Consider the following 22,964-nt stretch of genomic DNA (forward strand, 5'->3'; position numbering starts at 1 on the left):
CATTTGTCAAATTTTTCTTTGTTTTAAAAGTTATGGTATATAATTTTGAAGCGGTTTTTAAAGACTAGCTATTAATTCCTTAATATGTTCCACGGCTTCCACGTTGCGCATTTCTTTTTTAACGTTCAATTCTTTGTCAAGAATAAAACTCGAACGAATTGCTGCGTCGTCATTATCTTGGTCCAGAACCATTAGTCCTTTATGCAAAATTTCTTCTGTGTCAGAAATGAGCGGAAATGTTAATTTGCAATTATCTACAAAATCTTGTTGATCACTTATCAAGTCTCTTGAAGCTCCAACTACGGCATAACCTTTACTTTCAATTAACTCGAGATTTTTTTCAAATTCTTTAGCTTCAAGCGTACAAAAAGTTGTGTTTGCGTGAGGATAAAAAAATAATACAATTCCTTTTTCTTTAGCCAAATTTTTTAGTGTCTCTTTTGAGCCATTGTTAAGTTTATACATTGTAGTTTTTCAGTCCATAATATATCTCCTTTTGAATCTGTTCTAGATTTCATTGTTGATAAATGCTACGGAATTCTAATTTTACGTTTAATTCTGAACTTAATAAAAAAATTGATTTTTGAATTATCGGTCTTGTATACTCAGGTGTATTTTCAAAGTATACAGCATTGAATACATTAGTTAAAGTTCCGTCAAAGTCATTAATCAAAATGACATTGCTTTCACTATTAACTAACTCCTGGTTTTCATTTCCAGGTAATGTCCGACATATTCCAATAATTTGATAGTTACAAAAATCCTTTTCTTGTAACATATTGTTAAAATTGATTATTTCCTCTAGACATTCGTCCTCTTCGGGAAAAAATCAAAAAATCAACGGATGTGATTCTATCAGTTTATTAAAAGAAATTTTTACTCCGTTTTGATGATAAATTGAATACTCTCGTAACTTTCAACTCATCTTTTCTCCTTTTATCGTGACAAAAGTGCATTTTTTATTAAGTGTGCTATTTTACACTTCTTCACCTGCAAGTAGTTTTTCCAAAAAGAAACCTACTCCACCTTGGTCGTTTGTTTCATGAGTGATGCCACTTGCAACAGCTTTTAAGTCATCGTTACCATTTTTCATAGCAACACCATAGCCAACCAACTGAATCATGTCATAATCATTCATTTGATCTCCAAACGCGATGACATCTCTAATGTCCTTATTATAATATTGAGCCAGTATATTTGAAACATAACCCTTGTTTACTAATTTATTAGTTAAAGTAATCATACTTCGATTTTCGTCATCTAAGTGACCATATACTGTTCCAGTTTGAACCTTAATGGTATTTTTGAATGCTTCTAGTCTTCTTAAAACATCATCTTTTAGTTCTGGATTTTTTAAAGTCAATACGACATTGGTGCTAGGACCCGCTCAGACCTCATATGGGTTGGCGATAAAATATTCATCATCTTCGACGTCATCTAAATGAAAAAAGTTTTCCAAAAAAGAATCTTTTTTCATAACAACCGCTCTGTTATAGTTTTCTATTAGGATATTGTCAACAGCGTCTTTAATGACGGGGTCATTGATTACGCCAATAACTGTTTCATAACTAATAGGAAGCACCATACGCTTAAACATGCGTTTCAACGGGTCGTGAATATGTGCTCCATCAAAATTAGTCAAAAGGGAAGACAAACCTAATTCTCTGTAAAATCTTATACTCGCACGATGTGGTCTACCGGTTACGATGCAAACTCGATGTCCATCTTTTTCGGCCTTCTTTAGAACCTCAATTGTTTTTGGGTGCATACTCATGCCACCTTTAACTAAAGCTGTTCCGTCTAGATCTACTAAAATTAGCCTCTTCTTATCTAAATGTTGTAATTTCATCGTTCTACTCCTTTGAAAGATTTTAACCCACATTTCTCTAAAACACAAAGAATTATTTACTATTTTTTCATTGACTTTAATGTTAAAATGTTCATAATAACATTAAAGAAGGTCAAAAAATGAGTCAAAAAATTTTAAGTGTAAAGGATTTAAAAAAAAGTTATGGTAAAAAGAATGTAATAAAAAATATCACAATTGATATTATGCAAGGTGATAGAATTGCCATTGTGGGTCCTAACGGGTCGGGGAAAACTACATTCTGTGAGTTGATTTCAGGAATCATTCAATCAAATTCTGGAACGATTGAAAAAAATAAGAATTTGGTCATTGGAATGCAATTGCAAGGTACCGAAGCTCCTAAAAAAATTAGAGTTTGGGATTTTATCCGCTATTATATTGATAGTTTTCAAATCAAATTGAATGATGTTGAACTAGATCAAATTTTCAAAAAGTTTGCAGTTAGTGAAATCATGGATAAAGATATTTCAAACCTTTCTGGGGGACAAAAACAAAAAGTTAATATTCTGCTCTCAATAATTAACGACCCAGATCTTTTGATTTTGGATGAACTAGGTAACGGTTTAGATATTGAAATTGTTGACACAATTTACAACAATTTAAATCAATTTTTAAAAGATCCTCTTAAAACTTTAATTTTGGTATCTCATAATATGGAAGAAATTCAGAATTTTTCTAAAAGAATCATCTTTATAAATGAGGGAGAAATTATTTCAATTCACGACACTAAAAATGTTATCAAGGAATATGGAAATGTTAGGGAATTTGTTAGAACTAAGTTTAAAGAATATAAAGTAGATAGCTATGATATAAGCGCACAGAAAGGGGTCGACCAAAATGCAGAATGAGTTAAAGATCGTAAAAGAGGAAAATAGTTTAGATAAAAAGATTCACCACAAACCTGGACCAGCTTACTCTAAATTTCTTATAAGAATTGCTAAACGTCAGAAATATTTTTTGATTTCAGCTTTCATAATCGGTTTGCTTTTTGGAAGTTTGTTTCCATTTTTGTATTTACCATTATTTAAGTATTTTATTGAAGATGAAAAACGTCTAGTTGAGGTTTACCGACTGGTTTTCTTGATGTTAAATATTGTAGCTTCAATTTCGTTAATTGGTACCTTTTTTCAAAAAATATTTTTTGAAAATCGCAATACAGTAGTATTCAAAAGAGTGGCTTTAACTGGAATAAGTAAAAAGAGCTTCTTGATTTTAAGTTCTTTGGTTATTTTCTTATACGCCTTTACTGCATACTTGATTTCAATAATTTCTTTTACAGTTGGAGCTGCTATTTTTATTGACAATGGACTTGCTAAAATTTATTCATCTTGAAATATTTTAAGAGATTTATTAATATATTTATTCTGTACCATTGCATTTATTGGGTTTTTGTTTGTAATTTTCTCGTTAACACATTCGGTAACAATTGCTAAAATTATGACTATCCCATTTGTGTTAATTAATTTATTTGTTTTTAGTATGGTAGTTTTAAATTTAGACATCGAAATGAAAATTATGAACTTAATAATGTGAATATATTTGCTGTTTTTAATCTGTTTAGCAATTATATTTTGATTTATTGCTTATAAAAAATTTAGATTCCATTTCTAGTCATTTAATCGTAGTTTTTTTAGTCTAATACCATTTTAAACATCTTGTGTGATAAAATAAAAATAATTATTTCTAGGAGCAAAAATTATGAAGAAACTAAGTACCAACGCCGTAAGACAAATATGAATTGACTTTTTCAAAAGTAAAGAACATCTCTTTTTACCACCAGTATCTCTTGTGCCAGTACAAGACCCAAGTTTGTTATGAATAAACTCTGGGGTAGCTACATTGAAACCTTACTTTGATGGACGTCTAACACCACCATCTCAAAGATTGACCAATTCGCAAAAATCTATTAGAACTAATGATATCGAAAATGTTGGGGTAACTGCAAGACACCATACAATGTTTGAAATGTTAGGAAATTTTTCAATTGGGGACTACTTCAAAAAAGAAGCAATCGAATTTGCCTGAGAACTATTAACTTCAAAAAAATGATTTGACATTCCGGTAGAAAAACTTTATATTACTGTTTTTGAAGATGACCAAGAAGCTTTTGATATTTGAACTAAAAATATCAAAGTTAGCCCAGATCATATTTTCAAAGGAACTAGAGAAACTAACTTCTGAGATGTTGGTCAAGGTCCATGTGGACCCAATAGTGAAATATTTTTTGATCGCGGTCCAAGCTGAGATCCAGAAAATATTGGTCCAAAATTACTAAAAGATGATATTGAAAATGATAGATATATTGAAATATGAAACATTGTATTTTCACAATTTAACAATGACGGAAATAACAACTATACAGACTTACCTAGAAAAAATATTGATACGGGAGCGGGATTAGAACGTTTAGTATCCATTTTTCAAGATGCTCCAACTAATTTTGAGACAGATTTATTTATGCCAACTATTGAGGCAATTGAAAATATAGCTGATCGTAAAAAAACTTATAATTTCAAAGCGGCAAGTGAAAATAAGGGAGTAATTAACCGCGATAACACTGCATTTAAGGTAATTGCTGACCATATTAGAGCGGTAACATTTGCTATTTCAGATGGAGTATTTCCAGGTAATAAAGATCGTGGGTACATAATTCGTCGATTAATTAGAAGAAGTAGTGTTTATGGAAGAAAATTGGGAATTGACAAACCGTTTTTATACCGACTTGTTGATATTGTTGTGGGTACAATGAAAGAATTTTACCCATATTTAATTGAGAAACGCAACCTTGTTGTGGAGAGCATTAAAACTGAAGAAGAAAAATTCTTAAAAACCTTAACTAAAGGTAGTGAAATGCTTGAAAATGTGATGGCAAAACACAAAATAATTTCAGGAAAAGATGCACTTTTATTGTTTGAATCTTTTGGTTTTCCAATTGAATTAACAATTGAGCTTGCAGGCGAGCAAAACATTAAAGTTGATCAAAAAGAATTTGAAATTCTTTTGGATTCAGCTAAAGAAATTGCTAGAAATTCGCGTAAGGATTTAAAAGCTTGAGACAAGCAAAACGAAATATTTACAAAACTAAAAGTTGAATCAAAATTTGTTGGTTGAGACACTGAGTCAAATATAGCTAAGGTGGTTTACTTATTTCAAAAAGACAAACCCCTAAATGAAGTAACCGGAGACGAAGCTTTTGTAATCCTTGATGAAACTCCTTTTTATGCTGAAAAGGGTGGACAAGCAGCTGACAGAGGAACTTTAACAATTAATGGTCAAGATTTTTTGGTTATTGATGTTCAAGAAGGTCCAGGTCACCAAAATATTCATCGTGTTATTTTAAATAATAAAAAAATTAAAATTGGAGATATTGTAGAAACTAAAGTTGATTCTGAAAAGAGATACTTCACAATGAAAAACCACTCAGGAACTCATATTCTTCATGCTGCTCTAAGAGAAGTTTTAGGAAATGATGTAATGCAGTCAGGTAGTTATAATGATGAAAATGGCTTAAGAATGGATTTCAACTTTAATAGATTAATAACATTAGAAGAAAACCACAAAATTCAAAAAGTGGTTGATCGCGAAATTGGTCTACAAGTACCTCGTGAGGTTTATTTCACAACAATGGATGAAGCTGTTAGCAAGCATAAAGCTTTGGCCTTTTTTACAGAAAAATACGAAGGAATTGTTAGAGTAGTAAAATTTGGTGATTTTTCATCGGAATTGTGTGGTGGAACACACGTTGAAAACACTAAAGTAATCGAAGACTTAGTTATTACTTCAATTGAATCTAAAAGTTCAGGGATTTATCGTATCCACGCACTAACGAGCCACCAAACTGTTAATGATTATGTTAGTGAAATTTTTAACAACGTAATTCAGGAAGCTAAAATTATCATGAGTAAGTATGAGAATAGTTCGAAAACTTTAAAGGATTCTGAGCTAATTAAGTGTTATGATAAATTATTGAAAGTGGAAAATAGTAAATTTAATATTGGTATCTTAAAACAATGTTTAGAGGAACTGAAAAACATCTTTAAGAATTATGATAAAAAAGTTCAAGACTTAGTTATTTCAGAGCAAATCTCAAAATTTAGCGATGTTAAGCCAGTTTTAAATAACGATAAAGTTAACCAAATCGAAATAAAAGCTAAGAACTTGGAAGTTAAGGCCATAAAAGCTTTAATTGACAATCTAATTAATAAACACAAAGATGTTATTGTTATAGTTACAAGTCAAATTAATGGAGAAAACGTTTTAGCGGTTGGAGTTAGTGATTCTTTGAATACTAAATTCCCTGCTATTGATATTTTCAAAAACTATAAAAATCTTAGTCCTAAGGGTGGGGGAAATAAATTTTTTGCCCAAGGTAAGTATTAGAATATCAATTTAAAACGGAGGATCTATGAGAAGTATTACTAAGAAAATTGTAACAACCATGTTCTTGCTGGTACTTTATTTTATTTACTCAGCGTTTTTAAAGGAGTTTCAAGAAAAAAATTCAGTATTGTTTTCACTTTTTGATCCCTTTAAGTTGATAATATTAGCCTTTATTTTCAGCATTATCGTCTCTACTTTCAATTCAATCTTTTTGGGATGAATTAAAAAAATCAATGCCTATCAAAAAAACCGAAATAGTTTTTTACTGATTTACTTTGATGAAACTATTGCTGGATTGAAAAAAACTCAAATTTTATTAAAGTCTAAAAATACTCAAGAGCTGAAAAGTCAATTGTCTCTTGTTAACAAATTAACATATAAACCAATTTTTATGAAAGTCTTAATTGAGGACTTAATTAATGCTATTATTTGTGAGAAGGATTTATCAGATTTTGATGCTCTAATTGAAAACTGTATCGAACAGATTGAAGGCATAAAGGTTAGTGAGCAAAACCACTTAATCACAAATAAAAGAGAAGCATTTTTTGATGTCAGAAAGTCTTACGAGTATAACTCTCAGGGATCAAAGTTTTACATTGATTATTACCAAAAGAAACAAGATATTTTATCTAAAAATAGAAGAAATGAATGAAACTTATTATCTTTACAGATGCTGAGAATTTATCCTATTATTATATATTCTGTGTTAATATCATTATTAGCATGTATATTGATAACGCCGCTGGCCGTATTTGTTATCAAAGGAAATACTTTCATAATAATCGCCGCGACTTTTGTATCTTTTAGTACATGTTTAGCAGTTATTTGACACTCTATTTACTTATTTAAAGATCCAAATAGCAGAGTATTAATTAAGAGAGCTATGTTGTTTTACCTAGTATTAATCATAATGGCCATAAATTTAATATGATGTTTTGTAAATATTCAAAACACATTAACAGTTCAAACAACTGAAAACGGGCAACAAGAGTTATTTAATTTCTTATTTGAGATATTATATTGCGTTCTTTCCACAGCTCTTATGGCGTATGTTTTTACTACTCTAATTGAATTATTCAGGGATGTTTATTTCAACAAAATAATTCTTTGAGAAGGGATTATAGTTCCAAGTATTGTATTCTTTGTTATTTCAATAATAAATATCTTAAATTTATCACTTAAAAATTCTCAGTTCTATTTTAGTATTAATTTATGAATTATGAGCTTATATTGAATCGGAGTCTGAATGATGACCCCAATTTTAAAATTTTAAAATCAGAAAGGTTGATATTAATGCAAAAAGAAAAAAAATCTTTAACAGATGTTAGTAAATATATTGAAACCTCAGAAGAACAGAAAATGTCTTCCCTAGCCTTAATGAAAAGTATTAAGAATAGAAGAATTGGTTTTTTTAAACTTGTAACAATTTACTATGGACGTTATTTTTGAGAATCTTTAACAATAATCTTAGCTTTAATAATTTCTTCAATAGCAATTGTTTCAATGACATTCATTATTTCCAAACTAGTTGCACAGGTAATGTTTGAATTTGGAAGCAATTCATCAAGTGGGGCAAACTTGGTTGAAACCGGATTGCTTTGATATTGATGACTAACGATCGCGTTTATTACTTTGATTATAGCTGCTGTGGCCACTTGGGTTAGAGAAAAAATCGGAGGCATGCTTGGTCGTAAAATCGAAATGGACGTTAGAAACGCGGTCTTATCAAACCTAATTAATATGAATATTGGTTATTATTCAGATAAAAAAATCGGAGAAATCATGACCAAATTAATAAATGATACTCAAATTTTAGGTGATGAAGCCCAACTAACTCCGGCCAACTTAATTAGTATTCCAATTATTTTTATTGGATCAGCATTTTCGCTAATTATTGTGGATTGACCAACTGCGGTAATCGCCTTATTTTGTACTATATTTTTTATGCTAATGGTAATTTTTACTTTTAATGCACAATCAATTGAAACAGAAAAAGTTAGAAAAAAAGTTACTGAAGTAAATGGTGATTCAACAGATAGAATTGGTGCTATTGCCTTAATCAAGGCTTCGGGAACTGAAAGATATGAACAAAAACGTTTAAAAATGATTAATGAGGACTACTACCGCTCTAATAAAAAATTAAACTCAGTTCAAGCTAGCACAATTACTATTATTATTATGAGTGCCTTGTCACTAACTTTGATTGCTATAGCCTCAGCTATTCTAATCTATAAAGATCAACCTGGTGGGGGAGATATAATTATTCGAATCCTACCTTCATTAATTACGGGTATTAATACTTTGGCTTGACCAATTTATACTCTAACAGGATTGATTCCTGGAATGGCTCGTGCCACCGCTTCCACAAGAAGGGTAATTGAATTAATTAAAGTTGATTCAACTTTAGATCCCAACGAGTTTGCTCCAGTTGTTGAAAGTATTACTGGTGATATTCATTTAAAAGATGTTGTTTTTGAATATCCAGAAAAACCAGGGGTTACCATCTTACCAAAAACTAATATTACTTTCCAAAAAGGTAAAAGTTATGCTTTTGTTGGAGAAACTGGTAGTGGTAAATCAACTATTTCAAAATTGCTATTAAGATTTTATGATCCAACAAGTGGAGAAGTTTTGATTAACGATACTGATTTAAAGAAAATGAATCTATCAAGTTATTTAAGTCACGTTGGATATGTTGAACAAGAACCCAAAATCCTTTATGGAGATGTCATGTATAACGTTAGATATGGTAACTTTATGGCCACTGATGAGGAAGTTATAGAAGCTTGTAAAAAAGCTAACTTACACCATTTAGTAGAAACCTGAACTAATGGGTATCAAACAATTCTTGGAGAACGTGGGTTTATAATGTCTGGGGGACAAAAACAACGTCTTGTAATCGCTAGAATTATTTTAAAAGATCCTGAAATTCTAATTCTTGATGAAGCAACCAGCGCTTTAGATAACATTGTAGAAAAAGAAATTCAAAAAGAATTAGAGAAAATAATGATCGGGAAAACAACAATTTCTATCGCACACCGATTAAGCACAATTAAAAATGCTGACCAAATCTTTGTTTTGGGTAGTGGTCAAGGGATTGTTCAAAGCGGTACTTATGATGAACTAATTAGTAAACCAGGCCACTTTAAAAAACTTCATAGTGCAGGTAGTTAAAATATTGTTGTTTTTGCAATTAAATAATGTTAATATAAATTTAAGAGGTATTTTATGGTAATTTGAATCGTTTTAACCGTATTTCTAATATTAATATTTATAGCTTTTATTGGCTATACTTTTATTGCTAAATTCAAAAATTATCAAAAACTTGCTGTTGAACAAATTGTCAATACTTTTATTGAAATAGGGGTTCCTGACTACGAGTTTATTAATCCAGATTTAGAAAAAGAGCTTTTTAAAAAAGTAAGAAAAGAAGTCTCTTCAATCAAGAATAATTATGGATTAGCTAGAAATAATCGCGACTGAGAAGAACAAAGGGTTAAAAAAAATTGTTTCTCGATAGTTTGTGAAATATATGAAAGAGACTCGGGTATTAGTGTTAAATCAGGATTAAACAAAAAACCAATCCCCCCAACTAGAAGTCAAATTATTGGTGATGAAACCATTTCCTTAGAAGAGAGAAATCGTTTAATTAGGGAATTGGAGCGCGAAATCACTAGAAACGAAACATCTTAATTAAACAAAAACGGCGATCACAGGATTGTCGTTTTTTTAAATAAATTAAAATTATTTTCAAAAAAGGTATTGCTTTTATGTGAATATATAGTAACATTAAGGAACCCTAGGCAGTTGTAAGCAAAGGTGATTGCCAAGGGTCTTTACGGTTGTCTTAAGCCTGCTATAACTATATTTAGCCCTGTTATGCAGGCTTAATACTTATCAATATACAAAATCGGGAGCAAAGGCATGTTATGACAAGTTAAATCCAAAATTTCATCTTAGGTTTGAAGTATGCTTATAGTTAAACTCATTAAAAATTACTTCATGTTTGACTTGATTGACAAACTTTTGCCTCTTTTATTAAAGACTTTCTTTATGTAGTAAGTATCATCAAGGCGGTTAATAGTCCTTGAAATTAAACAGCCATTAAATATGGCTGTTTTTTTTGCTAAAAGTCCTATTTTTACACGAATTAGACCCGCAAAAAAATTTATTTTTTTTCTGAAAAAGTATTGATTATCATATTTAAGAGTGTATAATTTGAATTGCATGTATATTTTGTGTGCAAAGAGACAACACACTGATAAAGGTTGTCATTGATAAGGAGGATTGAAATGGCTCAACAACAAAAAATTAGAATCAAATTAAAAGGTTACGACCACGCTATTGTGGATCAATCAATTTCAAAAATTATTGAAGCTGCTGAATCTACTGGAGCTAAAGTTCGTGGACCAATACCACTACCAACAGATAAACAAATCATCACTATTCTTAGAGCTGTTCACAAATATAAAGACAGTCGTGAACAATTCGAGATGAGAACACACAAAAGAATACTAGAAATCTTTAACCCTACCCCAAAAACAATGGACATTCTTACAAGAGTTCAATTGCCAAGTGGTGTGGATATCGAAATCAAATTATAGTTATTTTTAACAAAATATGCATGATTATCATCAAATAGGAGGAAATATCGTATGAAAGGAATCTTAGGACGCAAGTTAGAAATGACTCAAGTCTTTACAGAGAATGGTAAATTATTACCTGTTACTGTAATTGAAGTGCAACCAAATAAGGTTTTACAAGTTAAAACAGTCGAAACTGACGGTTATCAAGCAATTAAGCTTGGTGTACAAGATAAAAGACAAAACCTTGTAAATAAACCAGCAATGGGAAACTTTAAAAAAGCAAATTCAAATCCTAAGCGCTTCGTAAAAGAAATCAGAGATATGAGTGGATATGAAATTGGAAATGAAATTAACATTTCTGACTTATTCGCGGCTGGTCAATTTGTCGACGTAACAGGAATATCAAAAGGAAAAGGTTTTGCCGGAGCAATTAAACGTCATAACTACTCAAGAGGACCAATGGGTCACGGTTCGGGATACCACCGTGGAATTGGTTCAATGGGAGCTATTATAAACAGAATTTTTAAAAGTAAAAAAATGGCAGGTCATATGGGACATGAACAAGTAACAATTCAAAATCTAGAAGTTATCTTTATTGATAGCTCAAGAAATTTATTGTTAGTTAAAGGATCGGTACCTGGACCTAAAAAACAATTTGTTAGAATTCAAGAAAATGTAAAGGGAATAAAATCAAAAGATCCCGTTAAATTATTGATGAGAAGCGAATTGTCTGAAGATGGTGCTAATAAGCCAAAAACTACTTCTGAGAGCGAAATCAAAGAGGTGTTAATTGAAGCACCAGTTGTTGAAGAAGCACCAGTTGTTGAAGAAGCACCAGTTGTTGAAGAAGCACCAGTTGTTGAAGAAGCACCAGTTGTTGAAGAAACAACTGATAGTGAAGTTGAATAGAGGGGGATTACATGAAAGCACAAGTATATGATATTAAAGGCGAAAATGTTAAAGAAATTGTTTTAAATGATAAAATTTGAGCAATAGAACCACATCAACAAGCTATATATGACACAGTTATTTCTCAACAAGCAGCATTAAGACAAGGTACTAAAAAAACTAAAACCAGAGCAGAAGTTCGTGGTGGAGGTAGAAAACCTTGAAAACAAAAAGGTACTGGTAGAGCACGTCAAGGATCAATAAGAGCTCCTCAATGAAGAGGTGGGGGTATTGCCTTTGGACCAACTCCAGATATTAACTACAAAAAATCTGTAAATAAAAAAGTTAGACAACTTGCTTTTAGAAGTGTATTAAGTCTAAAAGCGCAAGAGCAAAATTTAGTAATTATCGACAAATTCAACTTCGAAAAACCATCTACAAAAGAGATGGTTGAAGTAATGACAAATCTTAAAGTTGATAATCAAAAAACTTTAATTGTAACAAGAGAATCAGAAGAATTAGTAATTAAGTCTGCAGGAAATTTACCAGGAGTAAAAACCTTAGACTCACAAAAACTTAATTTATTTGATTTATTAAACGCAAGTAAATTAGTAATCACCGAAGAAGCAGTTCTTCGTGTTGAGGAGGTGTATTCATAATGCATTTAACTAATGTAATTAAAAAACCGGTTTTAACAGAAAAATCATATATTGGTCACGCAAATGGTGTTTACACTTTTGAAGTTGATCGTAGATCTAATAAAACTCAGATTAAAAAAACGTTCGAACAAATCTTTCAAGTAAAAGTTGAATCAGTAAGAACAATGAATTACGATGGAAAAGAAAAACGAATGGGTAAATTTGTTGGAACAACAAATAACAAGAAAAAAGCAATCATCACTTTAAAAGCTGGTGAAAAATTAGACTTATTAAACGACTTATAGAAAAAAGCTTAGGCGAAAATTATTATAAGCGTATAGTTTGGCGATAAGGGGGAAAATTATGCCAATTAAAAAGTATAGACCTATAACTAACGGTCGTCGTAATATGACAACAATAGATTATAGTGTTTTGACAACTTCTAAACCTGAGCCCTCATTATTAGGGAAAATAAATGAGCATGCAGGTAGAAATAATCATGGTCAAATAACCACTCGTCATAAAGGTGGGGGACATAAACGTAAGTACCGTATTATTGATTTTAAAAGAAATAAATTAGATATACCTGGTAAAGTTGCAACCATCGAATATGACCCAAATAGAAATGCATTCATTTCATTGATTAATTATGCAGATGGTGAAAAAAGATACATTCTAAATGTAAAAGATTTAAAAGTGGGAACTGAAATAATCGCTTCAGAGAATGCTGATATTAAATTAGGAAACGCAGCACCATTAAAAAATATTCCAGAGGGTACTTTAGTTCACAATGTTGAATTGCGTCCCGGAAAAGGTGGACAAATGGCCAGAAGTGCTGGATCAAAAGTTCAAATTTTAGGAAAAGATGATGATGGTAAGTATGTTACTTTAAGATTAGCATCTGGTGAAGTACGTAAAGTATTAGCTGAATGTTATGCCACAATTGGAGAAGTTGGTAACGAAGAGTACAACTTGGTAAATTGAGGTAAAGCAGGTAGAAACCGTTGAAGAGGTATTAGACCAACTGTTCGTGGTTCTGTAATGAACCCTAACGATCACCCTCATGGGGGAGGAGAAGGGCGTGCGCCAATTGGACGTAAAGCTCCTTTAACTCCTTGAGGTAAAAAAGCTCTTGGAGTTAAAACTCGTGACAAGAAAAAAGCTTCAACTAAATTAATTGTAAGAAGAAGAACCAAATAGGTTAGGAGGGAATAGTATATGTCAAGATCGCTAAAAAAAGGTCCTTTTGTTGATGACTACTTATTAAAAAAAGTAGAAGCATTAGGCGAAAAAAAAGAAATTATCAAAACATGATCACGTCGTTCAACAATTTTTCCTAACTTTATTGGACATACTTTCGGAGTATACAATGGAAAAGAATTTATTCCAGTATACGTTACCGAAGATATGGTTGGACACAAACTAGGTGAATTTTCTCCAACAAGAAAATTCGGTGGTCATGGAGACGACAAGAAAAAGAAAAAATAGGTAGAGGGAGAACATCATAATGGAAGCAGTAGCTAAATTACAAATGATTCGTATCGCACCTAGAAAAATGAGACTTGTTGTCGATACGATCAGAAATAAGAAAATTGCTGATGCTGTAGCAATTTTAATGAACTTAGATAAAAGAGCAGCAGAACCTGTATTAAAATTATTAAACTCAGCAGTTGCAAATGCTGTAAACAACAACGGAATGGAAGCAGATAAGTTATTTGTTAAAACCGTTTTTGTAAATGAAGGTGCAACTCTAAAAAGATTTAGACCTAGAGCTCACGGTAGAGCTTATGAGATTTTAAAAAGAACAAGCCACGTAACAATTATTGTGAGCGACATTAGATAGGAGGAGTAGAAAAATGGGACAAAAAGTATCACCAAATGCCTTGAGAATAGGTATTATTAGAACTTGAGATAATCGTTGATTTGCCGAAAAACAAGAGTATGTTAAGTGACTACACCAAGATATTAAAATTCGTAAAAATGTCTTGAAAAAATTAAGAAATGCGGCAGTTTCAAAAATTGAAATTGAACGTACTAAAAAAGAAATTAAATTAATTGTTAAAACTGCTCGTCCTGCTATTGTTTTAGGTCAAGAAGGTAAAAACATCGAAAGTATTGTCTTAGAAGTTAAAAAAACAATTAAAGACAGAACTGCTAATGTAAAAATTGAAGTAGTTGAAATTAAAAACCCAGATGTTGACGCAACTCTTGTTGCTCAATGAATTGGTGAACAGATTTCAAATCGTGCTTCTTTTAGAACAGTTCAAAAATTAGCTATCAGAAAAGCTCTAAGAGCTGGTGCAAAGGGAATTAAAACTTCTGTATCAGGTAGACTTGGTGGAGTAGAGATGGCTAGAACTGAGGGTTACCTTGAAGGATCAGTACCTTTAAGTACTCTTAGAAGTGACATCGACTACGCACTATATGAAGCAAAAACAACTTATGGTCAAATCGGAGTAAAAGTTTGAATTAACCATGGTGAAATATTAGTTAAAGAAATTAAAAATAAAGATAAAGTTATTTCAGATAACAATTTTAAAAGGGAGGCGAAGTAATTTATGTTAATGCCAAAAAGAACGAAATATCGTCGTCCCCACAGAGTAAGTTACGAAGGAAAAGCTAAAGGTGCAAGTTTTATTGCATTTGGTGAATATGGATTGATGTCATTAGATGGTGCTTGAATTACAACACGTCAAATCGAAGCAGCTCGTATTGCTATGACTCGTTATATGAAACGTTTTGGAAAAGTTTGAATTAGAATTTTCCCACATATGGCTAAAACTAAAAAACCTTTAGAAGTTCGAATGGGAAGCGGAAAAGGTGCACCCGAAGATTGAGTAGCAGTAGTTAAACAAGGTACTTTTATGTTCGAAATCGCTGGTGTTCCTGAAGAAACAGCTAGAGAAGCTTTGCGTTTAGCAATGCATAAATTACCTGTACGTTGCAAAATAATTAAGAGAGGTGAAGAATAATGTCTAAATCAGTAGAATTAATGACTGAATTGAGAAGCAAGTCTGTTGAAGAACTAATTAAATTAGGTGAAGAACGTCGTGCAGAATTATTCGCTCTTAAATTTCAAGCAGCTGTTGGTAGTTTAGAACAAACTCACAGAATTTCTTATATTAAAAAAGAAATCGCTAGAATTGAAATGCTCTTAACTGAGAAAAAAAATAGTGGTACTAAAATTAACAAGAACGTTAAAATTGATTACTCAAAAGCTGTTGAAGCTGCTGAAAAATCAGGAAAAGAAGTTCGTAAAAAACAAAAAGAAATGATCGAAAAATTACAAGCCGAACAATTTGGAATGGAAAACGACTCTAATGAGGATGCAATTGCAAAATTAATGGAAGAAAACTTGGTTGTTGAAGAAGCACCAGTTGTCGAAGAATTACCAGTTGTTGAAGAAGTAATTGAAGAAGAACCAGTTGTCGAAGAAATTATTGAAGAAATTATTGAAGAAGAACCAGTTGTTGAAGAAATTATTGAAGAAGTAATTGAAGAAGAACCAGTTGTTGAGGAAATTATTGAAGAAGTAATTGAAGAAGAACCAGTTGTTGAAGAAGATGATTCTGAAGAAGAAAGATTAGCTGCAGAAGCTGAAGCTAGAAGATTAGCTGAAAAACAAGCTGCCGCTGAAGAAAAAGCAAAAGCAGAAGCTAGAAGATTAGCAGAAGAACAAGCTGCTGCTGAACAAGCTGCCGCTGAAGCAAAAGCAGAAGCTGAAGCTAGAAGATTAGCTGAAGAACAAGCTGCTGCTGAACAAGCTGCCGCTGAAGCTAGAAGATTAGCTGAAGAACAAGCTGCCGCTGAAAAAGCTGCCGCTGAAGCAAAAGAACTATCTGAAGCTGAAAAAGCTGCCGCTGAAGCAAAAGCCAAAGCCGATGCTGAAAAAGCTGCCGCTGAAGCTGCCGCCAAAGCAAAAGCCGATGCTGAGGCTAAGAGATTAGCTGAAGAACAAGCTGCCGCCGAAAAAGCTGCCGCTGAAGCCAAAGCAAAAGCCGATGCTGAAGCTAAGAGATTAGCAGAAGAACAAGCTGACGCTAAAGCAAAAGCCGATGCTGAAAAAGCTGCTGCTGCCGCTGAAGCCAAAGCAAAAGCCGATGCTGAAGCTAAGAGATTAGCTGAAGAACAAGCTGCCGCTAAAGCAAAAGCCGACGCTGAAGCCAAAGCAGAAGCAGAAGCTAAGAGATTAGCTGAAGAAAAAGCCAAAGCAAAAGCAGAAGCAGCCAAGGCTAAGGAATTAGCCGATGCTGAAGCTAAGAGATTAGCTGAAGATACTAAAAAGTTAGCAGAAGAACAAGCAAAAGCAAAAGCTGAAAAAGCTGCTGCAAAAGCTAAAGCCGATGCTGAAAAAGCCAAAGCAAAAGCAGACGCTGAAAAAGCTGCTGCAAAAGCAAAAGCAGACGCTGAAAAAGCTGCTGCAAAAGCAAAAGCAGACGCTGAAAAAGCTGCTGCAAAAGCAAAAGCTGATGCTGAAAAAGCCAAAGCAAAAGCAGACGCTGAAAAAGCTGCTGCAAAAGCAAAAGCTGACGCTGAAAAAGCCAAAGCTAAACCAAAAGCTACACAAGCTAAACCAAAAGCTACAGAAGTTAAAAAAACAAGTCAAGATGATACTTGATCTATTAAAAAACCTACAGCTACAATTACAAAACCTAAAAAAGTTGAACCTGTTTCAATTAAAAAAGTTGAAATTGGTAAGGCGGAAAATTCAAACGTTGAAGGAATTCAATTAAAATTACAAGCAAAACCTAAAAATTCAAATACTTATGTATTTGGATCAAATGCAGCAGAAGCAAAAAAACAAATCGAAGAAGCCAACAAACGTGCAGCTGAAAAACGTCTTCAAAAACGTCAAGAAGCAGCTAAAAAAGGAGTTAAAAGATAATGGACAGAAATAGTAGAAAAACATACCAAGGTAAAGTTGTTTCAGACAAAATGAATAAGACTATAACTGTTCTTGTCGAAACTTATAAAAACCACCCAGTATATAAAAAACGTGTAAAATATTCTAAAAAATACAAAGCTCATGATGAAAACCAAGTTGCAAAAATTGGTGATAAAGTAGAAATAATGGAAACTAGACCATTGTCTGCTACTAAAAACTTCAGATTAGTTAGAGTTATAGAGAAAGCTGTAGCTTAATAAGTTACAACATTCGAAAGGTTAGTGAAATAAAATGATCCAAAATGAATCAAGATTAAAAATAGCCGATAATTCAGGCGCAAAAGAAGTTTTAGTAATTCGTAATCTAGGTGGAAGTGTTAGAAAATTTACAAATATTGGCGACATAGTTGTTGTTACTGTTAAATCTGCTGCTCCAGGTGGAGCAATTAAAAAAGGACAAGTAGTTAAAGCTGTAATTGTAAGAACAGTTAGAGGATTAAGAAGAGAAGATGGTACTTATATCAAATTTTCTGAAAATGCCGCTGTAATTATTAAAGAGGATAAAACCCCTCGTGGAACGCGTATTTTTGGCCCAATTGCGCGAGAAGTTAAAGAAGCTGGTTTTGCTAAAATAGCATCTTTAGCACCAGAAGTTTTATAGGAGGACTTAGTAGTGAATAAGCAAAAAATCATTAAAGGTGATGTTGTTAAAGTCATCGCCGGAAGTCACAAAGGTAAACAAGGGCCAGTATTAAAATTATCAAAAGATAAGAAAAGAGTTTATGTTGAAGGTGTTTCTGCAATAAAACACTTTAAACCAACTCAAACAGATTCAGAGGGAGGAATTAGAGAAATTCCTGCAGCTGTTGATATATCAAATGTAGCAATCATTGATCCAAAAAACAAAAATTCATTTTCAAAAATTGGATACCAAATTACTGATGATAAAAAAATTAGAATTGCGCGTAAATCAAAAGCGCCGCTTAAATAGAGGGAATTTTTATGGCAGAAAAATATGTGAATCGTTTAGAAAAACAATATAAAGACAAAATTGTTCCTGAGTTATTTAAGGAAAAACAATATAAATCAGTAATGGAAGTACCAAAATTAGAAAAAATTGTAATAAATATGGGAATTGGTGATGCTGTTCATGACGTTAAAAAACTTGATGATGCAGTAAACGAATTAACTCAAATAACAGGATCAAAACCATTAGTAACAAAGGCAAAAAAATCTCTTGCTGTATTTAAATTACGTGAGGGAATGCCAATTGGTACTAAGGTTACTTTAAGAGGAAGAAAAATGTATGATTTCTTAGATAAATTAATCAATGTTGCGCTTCCTCGTGTAAGAGACTTTCGTGGAGTATCTAAAACTAGCTTTGATGGTTTTGGAAACTACACTTTAGGTATTAAAGAACAAATCATTTTCCCTGAAATTGACTACGATAAAGTTAAAAAAGTAAGAGGAATGGATATTACTATGGTAACAACTGCAAAAAACAATACCGACGCATACTCATTATTAGAAAAAATGGGAATGCCTTTCGTTAAGTAGGGGGATGGAGAAATGGCTAAAAAATCATTAAAAGTAAAACAAGCTCGTCCGCAAAAATTTGCCGTTCGTGCTTACACTAGATGTGGAAATTGTGGTAGACCACACTCAGTTCTAAAAAAATTCAATTTATGTCGTTTATGTTTTAGAGATTTGGCTTACAAAGGTCAAATTCCTGGAATTAAGAAAGCATCTTGATAGAGAGTATTTGAAAGGAAAAAAAGAAAAATGACAACAGACGTTATAGCAGATATGCTTACAAGAATTCGTAATGCTAACCAAAGATATCACAAAGATGTGATTATTCCAGGTAGCAAAATGAAATTAGAAATAGCTGACATTTTAAAGCGTGAGGGTTTCATTGATGGTTTCACAGTAGAGGAAGACTTCAAGAAAAACATCACAATCAATTTAAAATACAAAGGTAAATCAAGAGTTATCCAAGGACTAAAAAGAATATCAAAACCAGGACTTAGAGTTTACGCACAAGCTTTAGAAATTCCACAAGTACTAAACGGATTAGGTATTGCAATAATTTCAACTTCAAAAGGAATAATGACAGATAAAGAGGCTCGCCAACAAAAAATTGGTGGAGAAGTCTTGGCATTTGTTTGATAGTAGGGGGTAATAAAATATGTCACGTATAGGAAACAGAGTTTTATCAATCCCTGCTGGAGTTGAAATAAAAGTTGAAGCAGGAAACAATGTTACAGTTAAAGGTCCAAAAGGAGAATTAAAAGCTAATTTTGCACCAGTAATAGAAATAAAAGTAGAAAACAACACAATTAGCACAATTAGAGCTAATGAAATTAAACATACAAAACAATTGCATGGTACTACTAATTCATTACTTCAAGGAATGATTGAAGGAGTTAGCAATGGTTTTGTTAAAGAATTACAAATTGTAGGGGTTGGTTATCGTGCAGCTCTTGCAGGTAATAAAATCAACTTATCACTTGGTTACTCACACCCGATCGAATATGAAATTCCAAAAGGAATTTTAGTTGAAATTGCAAAACCAACTGAAATTAAAATTTCAGGAATTGACAAACAGTTGGTTGGAGAAGTAGCTGCAAATATTAGAGCATATAGAAGACCAGAACCTTACAAAGGTAAAGGTGTTAAATACAAAGACGAATACATTATTAGAAAAGAAGGTAAAGCAGCTGGTAAGTAGGCTGTAGATTAAAAGAATGAAATTTACAAAAACAGAAGCAAGAAAAAGACGACACTTTAGAGTTCGTAAAAAGGTTTCAGGAACTAGTTCTAAACCAAGACTTAATGTATTCAAATCAAATACCAATTTTTATGCTCAAATAATTGATGACGTAGCAGGAGTAACTTTAGTATCGTCTTCATCATTAAAGATGGACTTAAAAAACAAAAATAACATCGAAGCTGCTAAGGCAGTGGGAAAAGACTTAGCTGAAAAAGCTAAGGCTAAAAAAATATCAGAAGTTGTGTTTGACCGTGGAGGATATTTATTCCATGGTAAAGTTAAAGCTTTTGCCGAATCAGCAAAAGAAAATGGAATGAAATTTTAATTAATGGAGGAAATGAAAAATGAGTACAGAAGACAAAAAAGTAATCGAAGTTAATTCTTCAGAAATTGCAAAACCAACTGAAAAAACTTTTACTCCAAGACCAGGTAACCGTCCAGGTAACAAATTTGGTAACGGAGAGAAAAAACCTTTTAACAAAGATGGTAAAAGACCTTTTGATAAAAATAATCGTCGTTTTGAAAAAGAAAAAGACCCTTATGAAGAAAAAGTTGTTAAAATTAACCGTGTTACAAAAGTTACTAAGGGTGGACGTCGTTTTAGATTTGCCGCAGTAGTAGTTATTGGTGACAAAAAAGGTAGAGTTGGTTTAGGAACTGGAAAAGCTAATGAAGTTCCAGATGCAATCAAAAAAGCTGTAAAAGAAGCTAAAAAATCATTAATTAAAGTTTCATTATCAGGAACAACAGTTCCCCATGAAGTTATAGGACATTATGGAGCTGGTAGAGTTTTAATCAAGCCTGCTAAAAAAGGTACCGGAGTAATTGCCGGGGGACCTGCAAGAGCTGTGATTGAATTAGCCGGAGTTCATGATGTTTATGCAAAATCACTTGGATCAAACACACCAATAAATATGATTAGAGCAACAATTGAAGGTTTAAAATCAATGCAAACCCCTGAATCAATCGCAAGATTGCGTTCAAATTCAAAAGTTGAACAAAGACAAGCTCCAATAGTTGAAGCTAACCCAGTTGCTGAAAAAATTGCAACTGCTTAATGAAAGGAAGTTAAATTTATGAAATTACATGAATTAAAATACACTCCAGGTAGTCACAAAGATGCTACTAGAGTAGGACGTGGAATGGCTTCTGGGAAAGGTAAAACTTCAACTAGAGGACACAAAGGTCAAAACTCACGTTCTGGAGGAGGAGTTCGCCCCGGTTTTGAAGGGGGACAAACACCTTTATTCAGAAGATTACCAAAAATTGGATTTACAAGCATGAATCGTAAAGAGTTTGCTATTGTAAATTTAGAACTTATTGAAAAACTAGGTTTAACATCTGTTGATCACAAAACATTGATTGAAAAAAAAGTGATTAAAAATGAAAAAACATTGGTAAAAGTTCTAGGAAATGGTAAAATAACAAAATCAATCAATGTAAAAGTTAACAAAATATCAAAATCAGCCGAAGAAGCTATTAAAGCTAGCGGGGGAACAGTAGAGGTGATTTAGGTGGCTCTTAAGTCTATTAAGAAATCTAAAAGAAAAAATACTACAGTAAAAGACGAATTCGTAAAAGGTAATTTCTTTATAAGAAACAAAGACCTTGTAAAACGAATTGTTTTTACTTTAATAGTACTTGTATTAGTTAGACTTGGAACCTTATTAACTGTACCAGGAGTAACATTATCTCCAAATTTTAAAGAAAGTATTGATAATCAAGAATTTTTTCAATTACTTTCAACTCTTGGAGGAGGAAGTATTGGGAGATTCTCAATTCTTGCTTTAGGAGTTTCCCCATACATTACAGCCTCTATTATTGTGCAATTACTGTCAACTGATGTAATTCCGGTTTTATCTCGCTGAAATAAATCTGGTGAACGAGGAAGAAAAAAACTTGATCGTTTAACAAAATTACTTACTATTCCGTTTGCTTTAATGCAAGGAATTGCTACAATTTTCACTCTTGTTCAGCAGGGATTGATTTCTCCGAAATGATCTAGTAGCGAACTTGGAACAGCACCAGCATGATTTTACTTCATTCTGGTTCCAGCTGTAATGCTTGCCGGAACGTTCTTAATGTTATGAATTGCTGATCAGATTACCACTAGAGGTATAGGTAACGGGGTTTCAATAATAATATTTACAGGTATAACAGCTAGTTTACCTGCAAACTTTATTAACACATTCAAATTCTGAGTAAATGGTAAAGAAGAGGCAACCATTCTTTTTGAGGGAATTTTATATTACTTAATTTATATACTGGCCTTTTTGTTGGTAATATTCTTTGTAGTTTTAATGAATGAAGCAGAAAGAAAAGTACCAATTCAACAAACTGGAGCTGGACTAATTGATTCTGAACAGCATACCCCTTATTTACCGCTAAAAGTAAATAATGCAGGGGTTATCCCCGTGATATTTGCTTCAGCAATTATTTCAACTCCGATGACTGTTTCTCAAATTATCGAAGTTTCGAATCCCAACAGTGGTTTTGTTTATTTTACAAATAATTTCTTGTCGTTTTCAACATGATGAGGAATAGGGATTTATTCAGTACTGACAATTTTATTCACATTTCTATATGCTCAAGTGCAAATTAATCCTGAAAAAATTTCAGAGAACTTTCAAAAATCTGGGACATTTATACCAGGAATTAAACCAGGAAAAGATACAACAAAATACCTTTCTGCAACAATCAATAGGCTAAGTATTTTGGGATCATTCTTCTTGGCCCTAGTAGCAGTGTTACCTTATTTAATTACAAAAGTTACAAATCTTCCAAGTAACTTGGCGATTGGGGGAACCGGTCTAATTATTTTAATTTCTGTATCCCTTCAAACGATTCAACAAATTAAGGGAAGAATTATTCAACAAGCGTTTATTGATAAGAAAAAAGAGAAATTTTCAGAACAAGGCGAAGACGCAAGTATTAATCACATTTGGTAG

28 protein-coding genes and 2 pseudogenes are annotated in these 22,964 nt (G+C 32.4%); 27 read left to right on the plus strand and 3 right to left on the minus strand.

What is annotated here, in order from left to right:
• Positions 1-57: 57 nt before the first annotated feature.
• From AACK87_RS01430 to AACK87_RS01440, 3 genes are read right to left on the minus strand one after another with little or no spacing between them, the layout of a single operon-like run.
• Positions 58-483, minus strand: coding sequence for a peroxiredoxin (locus AACK87_RS01430; protein ID WP_338972806.1), 426 nt, complete (start codon positions 481-483; stop codon positions 58-60).
• Positions 458-925, minus strand: a complete 468-nt coding sequence (locus AACK87_RS01435; protein ID WP_338972807.1) for a hypothetical protein — start codon at positions 923-925, stop codon at positions 458-460. The genes AACK87_RS01430 and AACK87_RS01435 overlap by 26 nt, the downstream gene beginning before the upstream one ends.
• A 51-nt stretch (positions 926-976) precedes the next feature.
• The gene (locus tag AACK87_RS01440) at positions 977-1,849 is read right to left on the minus strand and encodes an HAD-IIB family hydrolase (RefSeq protein WP_338972808.1); all 873 of its coding nucleotides are present in this window, start codon (positions 1,847-1,849) and stop codon (positions 977-979) included.
• 119 nt (positions 1,850-1,968) lie between these two features.
• Between AACK87_RS01440 and AACK87_RS01445 the strand changes: the two genes are divergently transcribed.
• From AACK87_RS01445 to secY, 27 genes and pseudogenes are all read left to right on the plus strand, one after another.
• Positions 1,969-2,742: an ABC transporter ATP-binding protein gene (locus tag AACK87_RS01445; RefSeq protein ID WP_338972809.1), complete on the plus strand. Its 774-nt coding sequence runs from the start codon at positions 1,969-1,971 to the stop codon at positions 2,740-2,742.
• Positions 2,705-3,478, plus strand: a complete 774-nt coding sequence (locus AACK87_RS01450; protein WP_338972810.1) for a hypothetical protein — start codon at positions 2,705-2,707, stop codon at positions 3,476-3,478. Before AACK87_RS01445 ends, AACK87_RS01450 begins: the two co-directional genes overlap by 38 nt.
• A gap of 87 nt (positions 3,479-3,565) precedes the next feature.
• Positions 3,566-6,247: an alanine--tRNA ligase gene (gene alaS, locus AACK87_RS01455; RefSeq protein WP_338972811.1), complete on the plus strand. Its 2,682-nt coding sequence runs from the start codon at positions 3,566-3,568 to the stop codon at positions 6,245-6,247.
• Between the two features lie 25 nt (positions 6,248-6,272).
• Complete coding sequence (locus tag AACK87_RS01460) at positions 6,273-7,520, plus strand: hypothetical protein (protein ID WP_338972812.1); 1,248 nt, start codon at positions 6,273-6,275, stop codon at positions 7,518-7,520.
• Between the two features lie 20 nt (positions 7,521-7,540).
• Positions 7,541-9,421 (plus strand): ABC transporter ATP-binding protein, encoded by a 1,881-nt coding sequence (locus AACK87_RS01465; RefSeq protein WP_338972813.1) that lies wholly within the window; start codon positions 7,541-7,543, stop codon positions 9,419-9,421.
• Positions 9,422-9,475: 54 nt separating this feature from the next.
• Positions 9,476-9,940 (plus strand): hypothetical protein, encoded by a 465-nt coding sequence (locus AACK87_RS01470; RefSeq protein ID WP_338972814.1) that lies wholly within the window; start codon positions 9,476-9,478, stop codon positions 9,938-9,940.
• A gap of 599 nt (positions 9,941-10,539) precedes the next feature.
• Complete coding sequence (gene rpsJ / locus AACK87_RS01475) at positions 10,540-10,851, plus strand: 30S ribosomal protein S10 (RefSeq protein WP_115557923.1); 312 nt, start codon at positions 10,540-10,542, stop codon at positions 10,849-10,851.
• 51 nt (positions 10,852-10,902) lie between these two features.
• A pseudogene (gene rplC, locus AACK87_RS01480) lies at positions 10,903-11,556 on the plus strand (50S ribosomal protein L3); the annotation flags it as partial.
• 197 nt (positions 11,557-11,753) lie between these two features.
• Positions 11,754-12,380 (plus strand): 50S ribosomal protein L4, encoded by a 627-nt coding sequence (rplD, locus tag AACK87_RS01485; RefSeq protein ID WP_338972815.1) that lies wholly within the window; start codon positions 11,754-11,756, stop codon positions 12,378-12,380.
• On the plus strand, positions 12,380-12,664 hold the full coding sequence (gene rplW, locus AACK87_RS01490; RefSeq protein ID WP_338972816.1) for a 50S ribosomal protein L23: 285 nt from the start codon (positions 12,380-12,382) through the stop codon (positions 12,662-12,664). The genes rplD and rplW overlap by 1 nt, the downstream gene beginning before the upstream one ends.
• Before the next feature lie 58 nt (positions 12,665-12,722).
• A complete protein-coding gene (gene rplB, locus AACK87_RS01495) occupies positions 12,723-13,559 on the plus strand; it encodes a 50S ribosomal protein L2 (RefSeq protein ID WP_338972817.1) in 837 nt (278 codons plus the stop codon).
• An 18-nt stretch (positions 13,560-13,577) separates the two neighbouring features.
• On the plus strand, positions 13,578-13,847 hold the full coding sequence (gene rpsS, locus AACK87_RS01500) for a 30S ribosomal protein S19 (protein WP_115557928.1): 270 nt from the start codon (positions 13,578-13,580) through the stop codon (positions 13,845-13,847).
• 19 nt (positions 13,848-13,866) lie between these two features.
• The gene (rplV, locus tag AACK87_RS01505) at positions 13,867-14,202 is read left to right on the plus strand and encodes a 50S ribosomal protein L22 (RefSeq protein ID WP_115557929.1); all 336 of its coding nucleotides are present in this window, start codon (positions 13,867-13,869) and stop codon (positions 14,200-14,202) included.
• Between the two features lie 13 nt (positions 14,203-14,215).
• Complete coding sequence (gene rpsC, locus AACK87_RS01510) at positions 14,216-14,914, plus strand: 30S ribosomal protein S3 (RefSeq protein ID WP_338972818.1); 699 nt, start codon at positions 14,216-14,218, stop codon at positions 14,912-14,914.
• 3 nt (positions 14,915-14,917) lie between these two features.
• Positions 14,918-15,331 (plus strand): 50S ribosomal protein L16, encoded by a 414-nt coding sequence (gene rplP / locus AACK87_RS01515; RefSeq protein ID WP_025251290.1) that lies wholly within the window; start codon positions 14,918-14,920, stop codon positions 15,329-15,331.
• Positions 15,331-15,708 (plus strand): annotated as a pseudogene (gene rpmC / locus AACK87_RS04790) (50S ribosomal protein L29); the annotation flags it as partial. The gene rplP and the pseudogene rpmC, both read left to right, overlap by 1 nt.
• 1,532 nt (positions 15,709-17,240) lie before the next feature.
• Entirely contained in the window at positions 17,241-17,501 is a 261-nt protein-coding gene (gene rpsQ, locus AACK87_RS01525) for a 30S ribosomal protein S17 (RefSeq protein WP_338973131.1), read from the plus strand.
• A 34-nt stretch (positions 17,502-17,535) separates the two neighbouring features.
• Positions 17,536-17,904: a 50S ribosomal protein L14 gene (rplN, locus tag AACK87_RS01530; protein WP_338972820.1), complete on the plus strand. Its 369-nt coding sequence runs from the start codon at positions 17,536-17,538 to the stop codon at positions 17,902-17,904.
• Positions 17,905-17,916: 12 nt separating this feature from the next.
• Positions 17,917-18,234, plus strand: coding sequence for a 50S ribosomal protein L24 (gene rplX / locus AACK87_RS01535; RefSeq protein ID WP_338972821.1), 318 nt, complete (start codon positions 17,917-17,919; stop codon positions 18,232-18,234).
• An 11-nt stretch (positions 18,235-18,245) separates the two neighbouring features.
• A complete protein-coding gene (gene rplE / locus AACK87_RS01540) occupies positions 18,246-18,800 on the plus strand; it encodes a 50S ribosomal protein L5 (RefSeq protein WP_338972822.1) in 555 nt (184 codons plus the stop codon).
• 12 nt (positions 18,801-18,812) lie between these two features.
• Positions 18,813-18,998, plus strand: a complete 186-nt coding sequence (locus tag AACK87_RS01545; protein ID WP_115557936.1) for a type Z 30S ribosomal protein S14 — start codon at positions 18,813-18,815, stop codon at positions 18,996-18,998.
• A gap of 27 nt (positions 18,999-19,025) precedes the next feature.
• Positions 19,026-19,415, plus strand: a complete 390-nt coding sequence (gene rpsH, locus AACK87_RS01550; RefSeq protein WP_338972823.1) for a 30S ribosomal protein S8 — start codon at positions 19,026-19,028, stop codon at positions 19,413-19,415.
• Positions 19,416-19,431: 16 nt separating this feature from the next.
• Positions 19,432-19,974, plus strand: a complete 543-nt coding sequence (rplF, locus tag AACK87_RS01555; protein WP_338972824.1) for a 50S ribosomal protein L6 — start codon at positions 19,432-19,434, stop codon at positions 19,972-19,974.
• Positions 19,975-19,990: 16 nt separating this feature from the next.
• On the plus strand, positions 19,991-20,341 hold the full coding sequence (gene rplR, locus AACK87_RS01560) for a 50S ribosomal protein L18 (protein WP_338972825.1): 351 nt from the start codon (positions 19,991-19,993) through the stop codon (positions 20,339-20,341).
• 19 nt (positions 20,342-20,360) lie between these two features.
• Entirely contained in the window at positions 20,361-21,074 is a 714-nt protein-coding gene (rpsE, locus tag AACK87_RS01565) for a 30S ribosomal protein S5 (protein WP_422397189.1), read from the plus strand.
• 18 nt (positions 21,075-21,092) lie between these two features.
• Complete coding sequence (rplO, locus tag AACK87_RS01570) at positions 21,093-21,530, plus strand: 50S ribosomal protein L15 (protein ID WP_338972826.1); 438 nt, start codon at positions 21,093-21,095, stop codon at positions 21,528-21,530.
• Complete coding sequence (secY, locus tag AACK87_RS01575) at positions 21,531-22,964, plus strand: preprotein translocase subunit SecY (protein ID WP_338972827.1); 1,434 nt, start codon at positions 21,531-21,533, stop codon at positions 22,962-22,964. It begins immediately after the preceding gene.

The organism is Spiroplasma endosymbiont of Panorpa germanica (assembly GCF_964019765.1).
Lineage (GTDB): Bacteria > Bacillota_I > Bacilli_A > Mycoplasmatales > Mycoplasmataceae > Spiroplasma_B.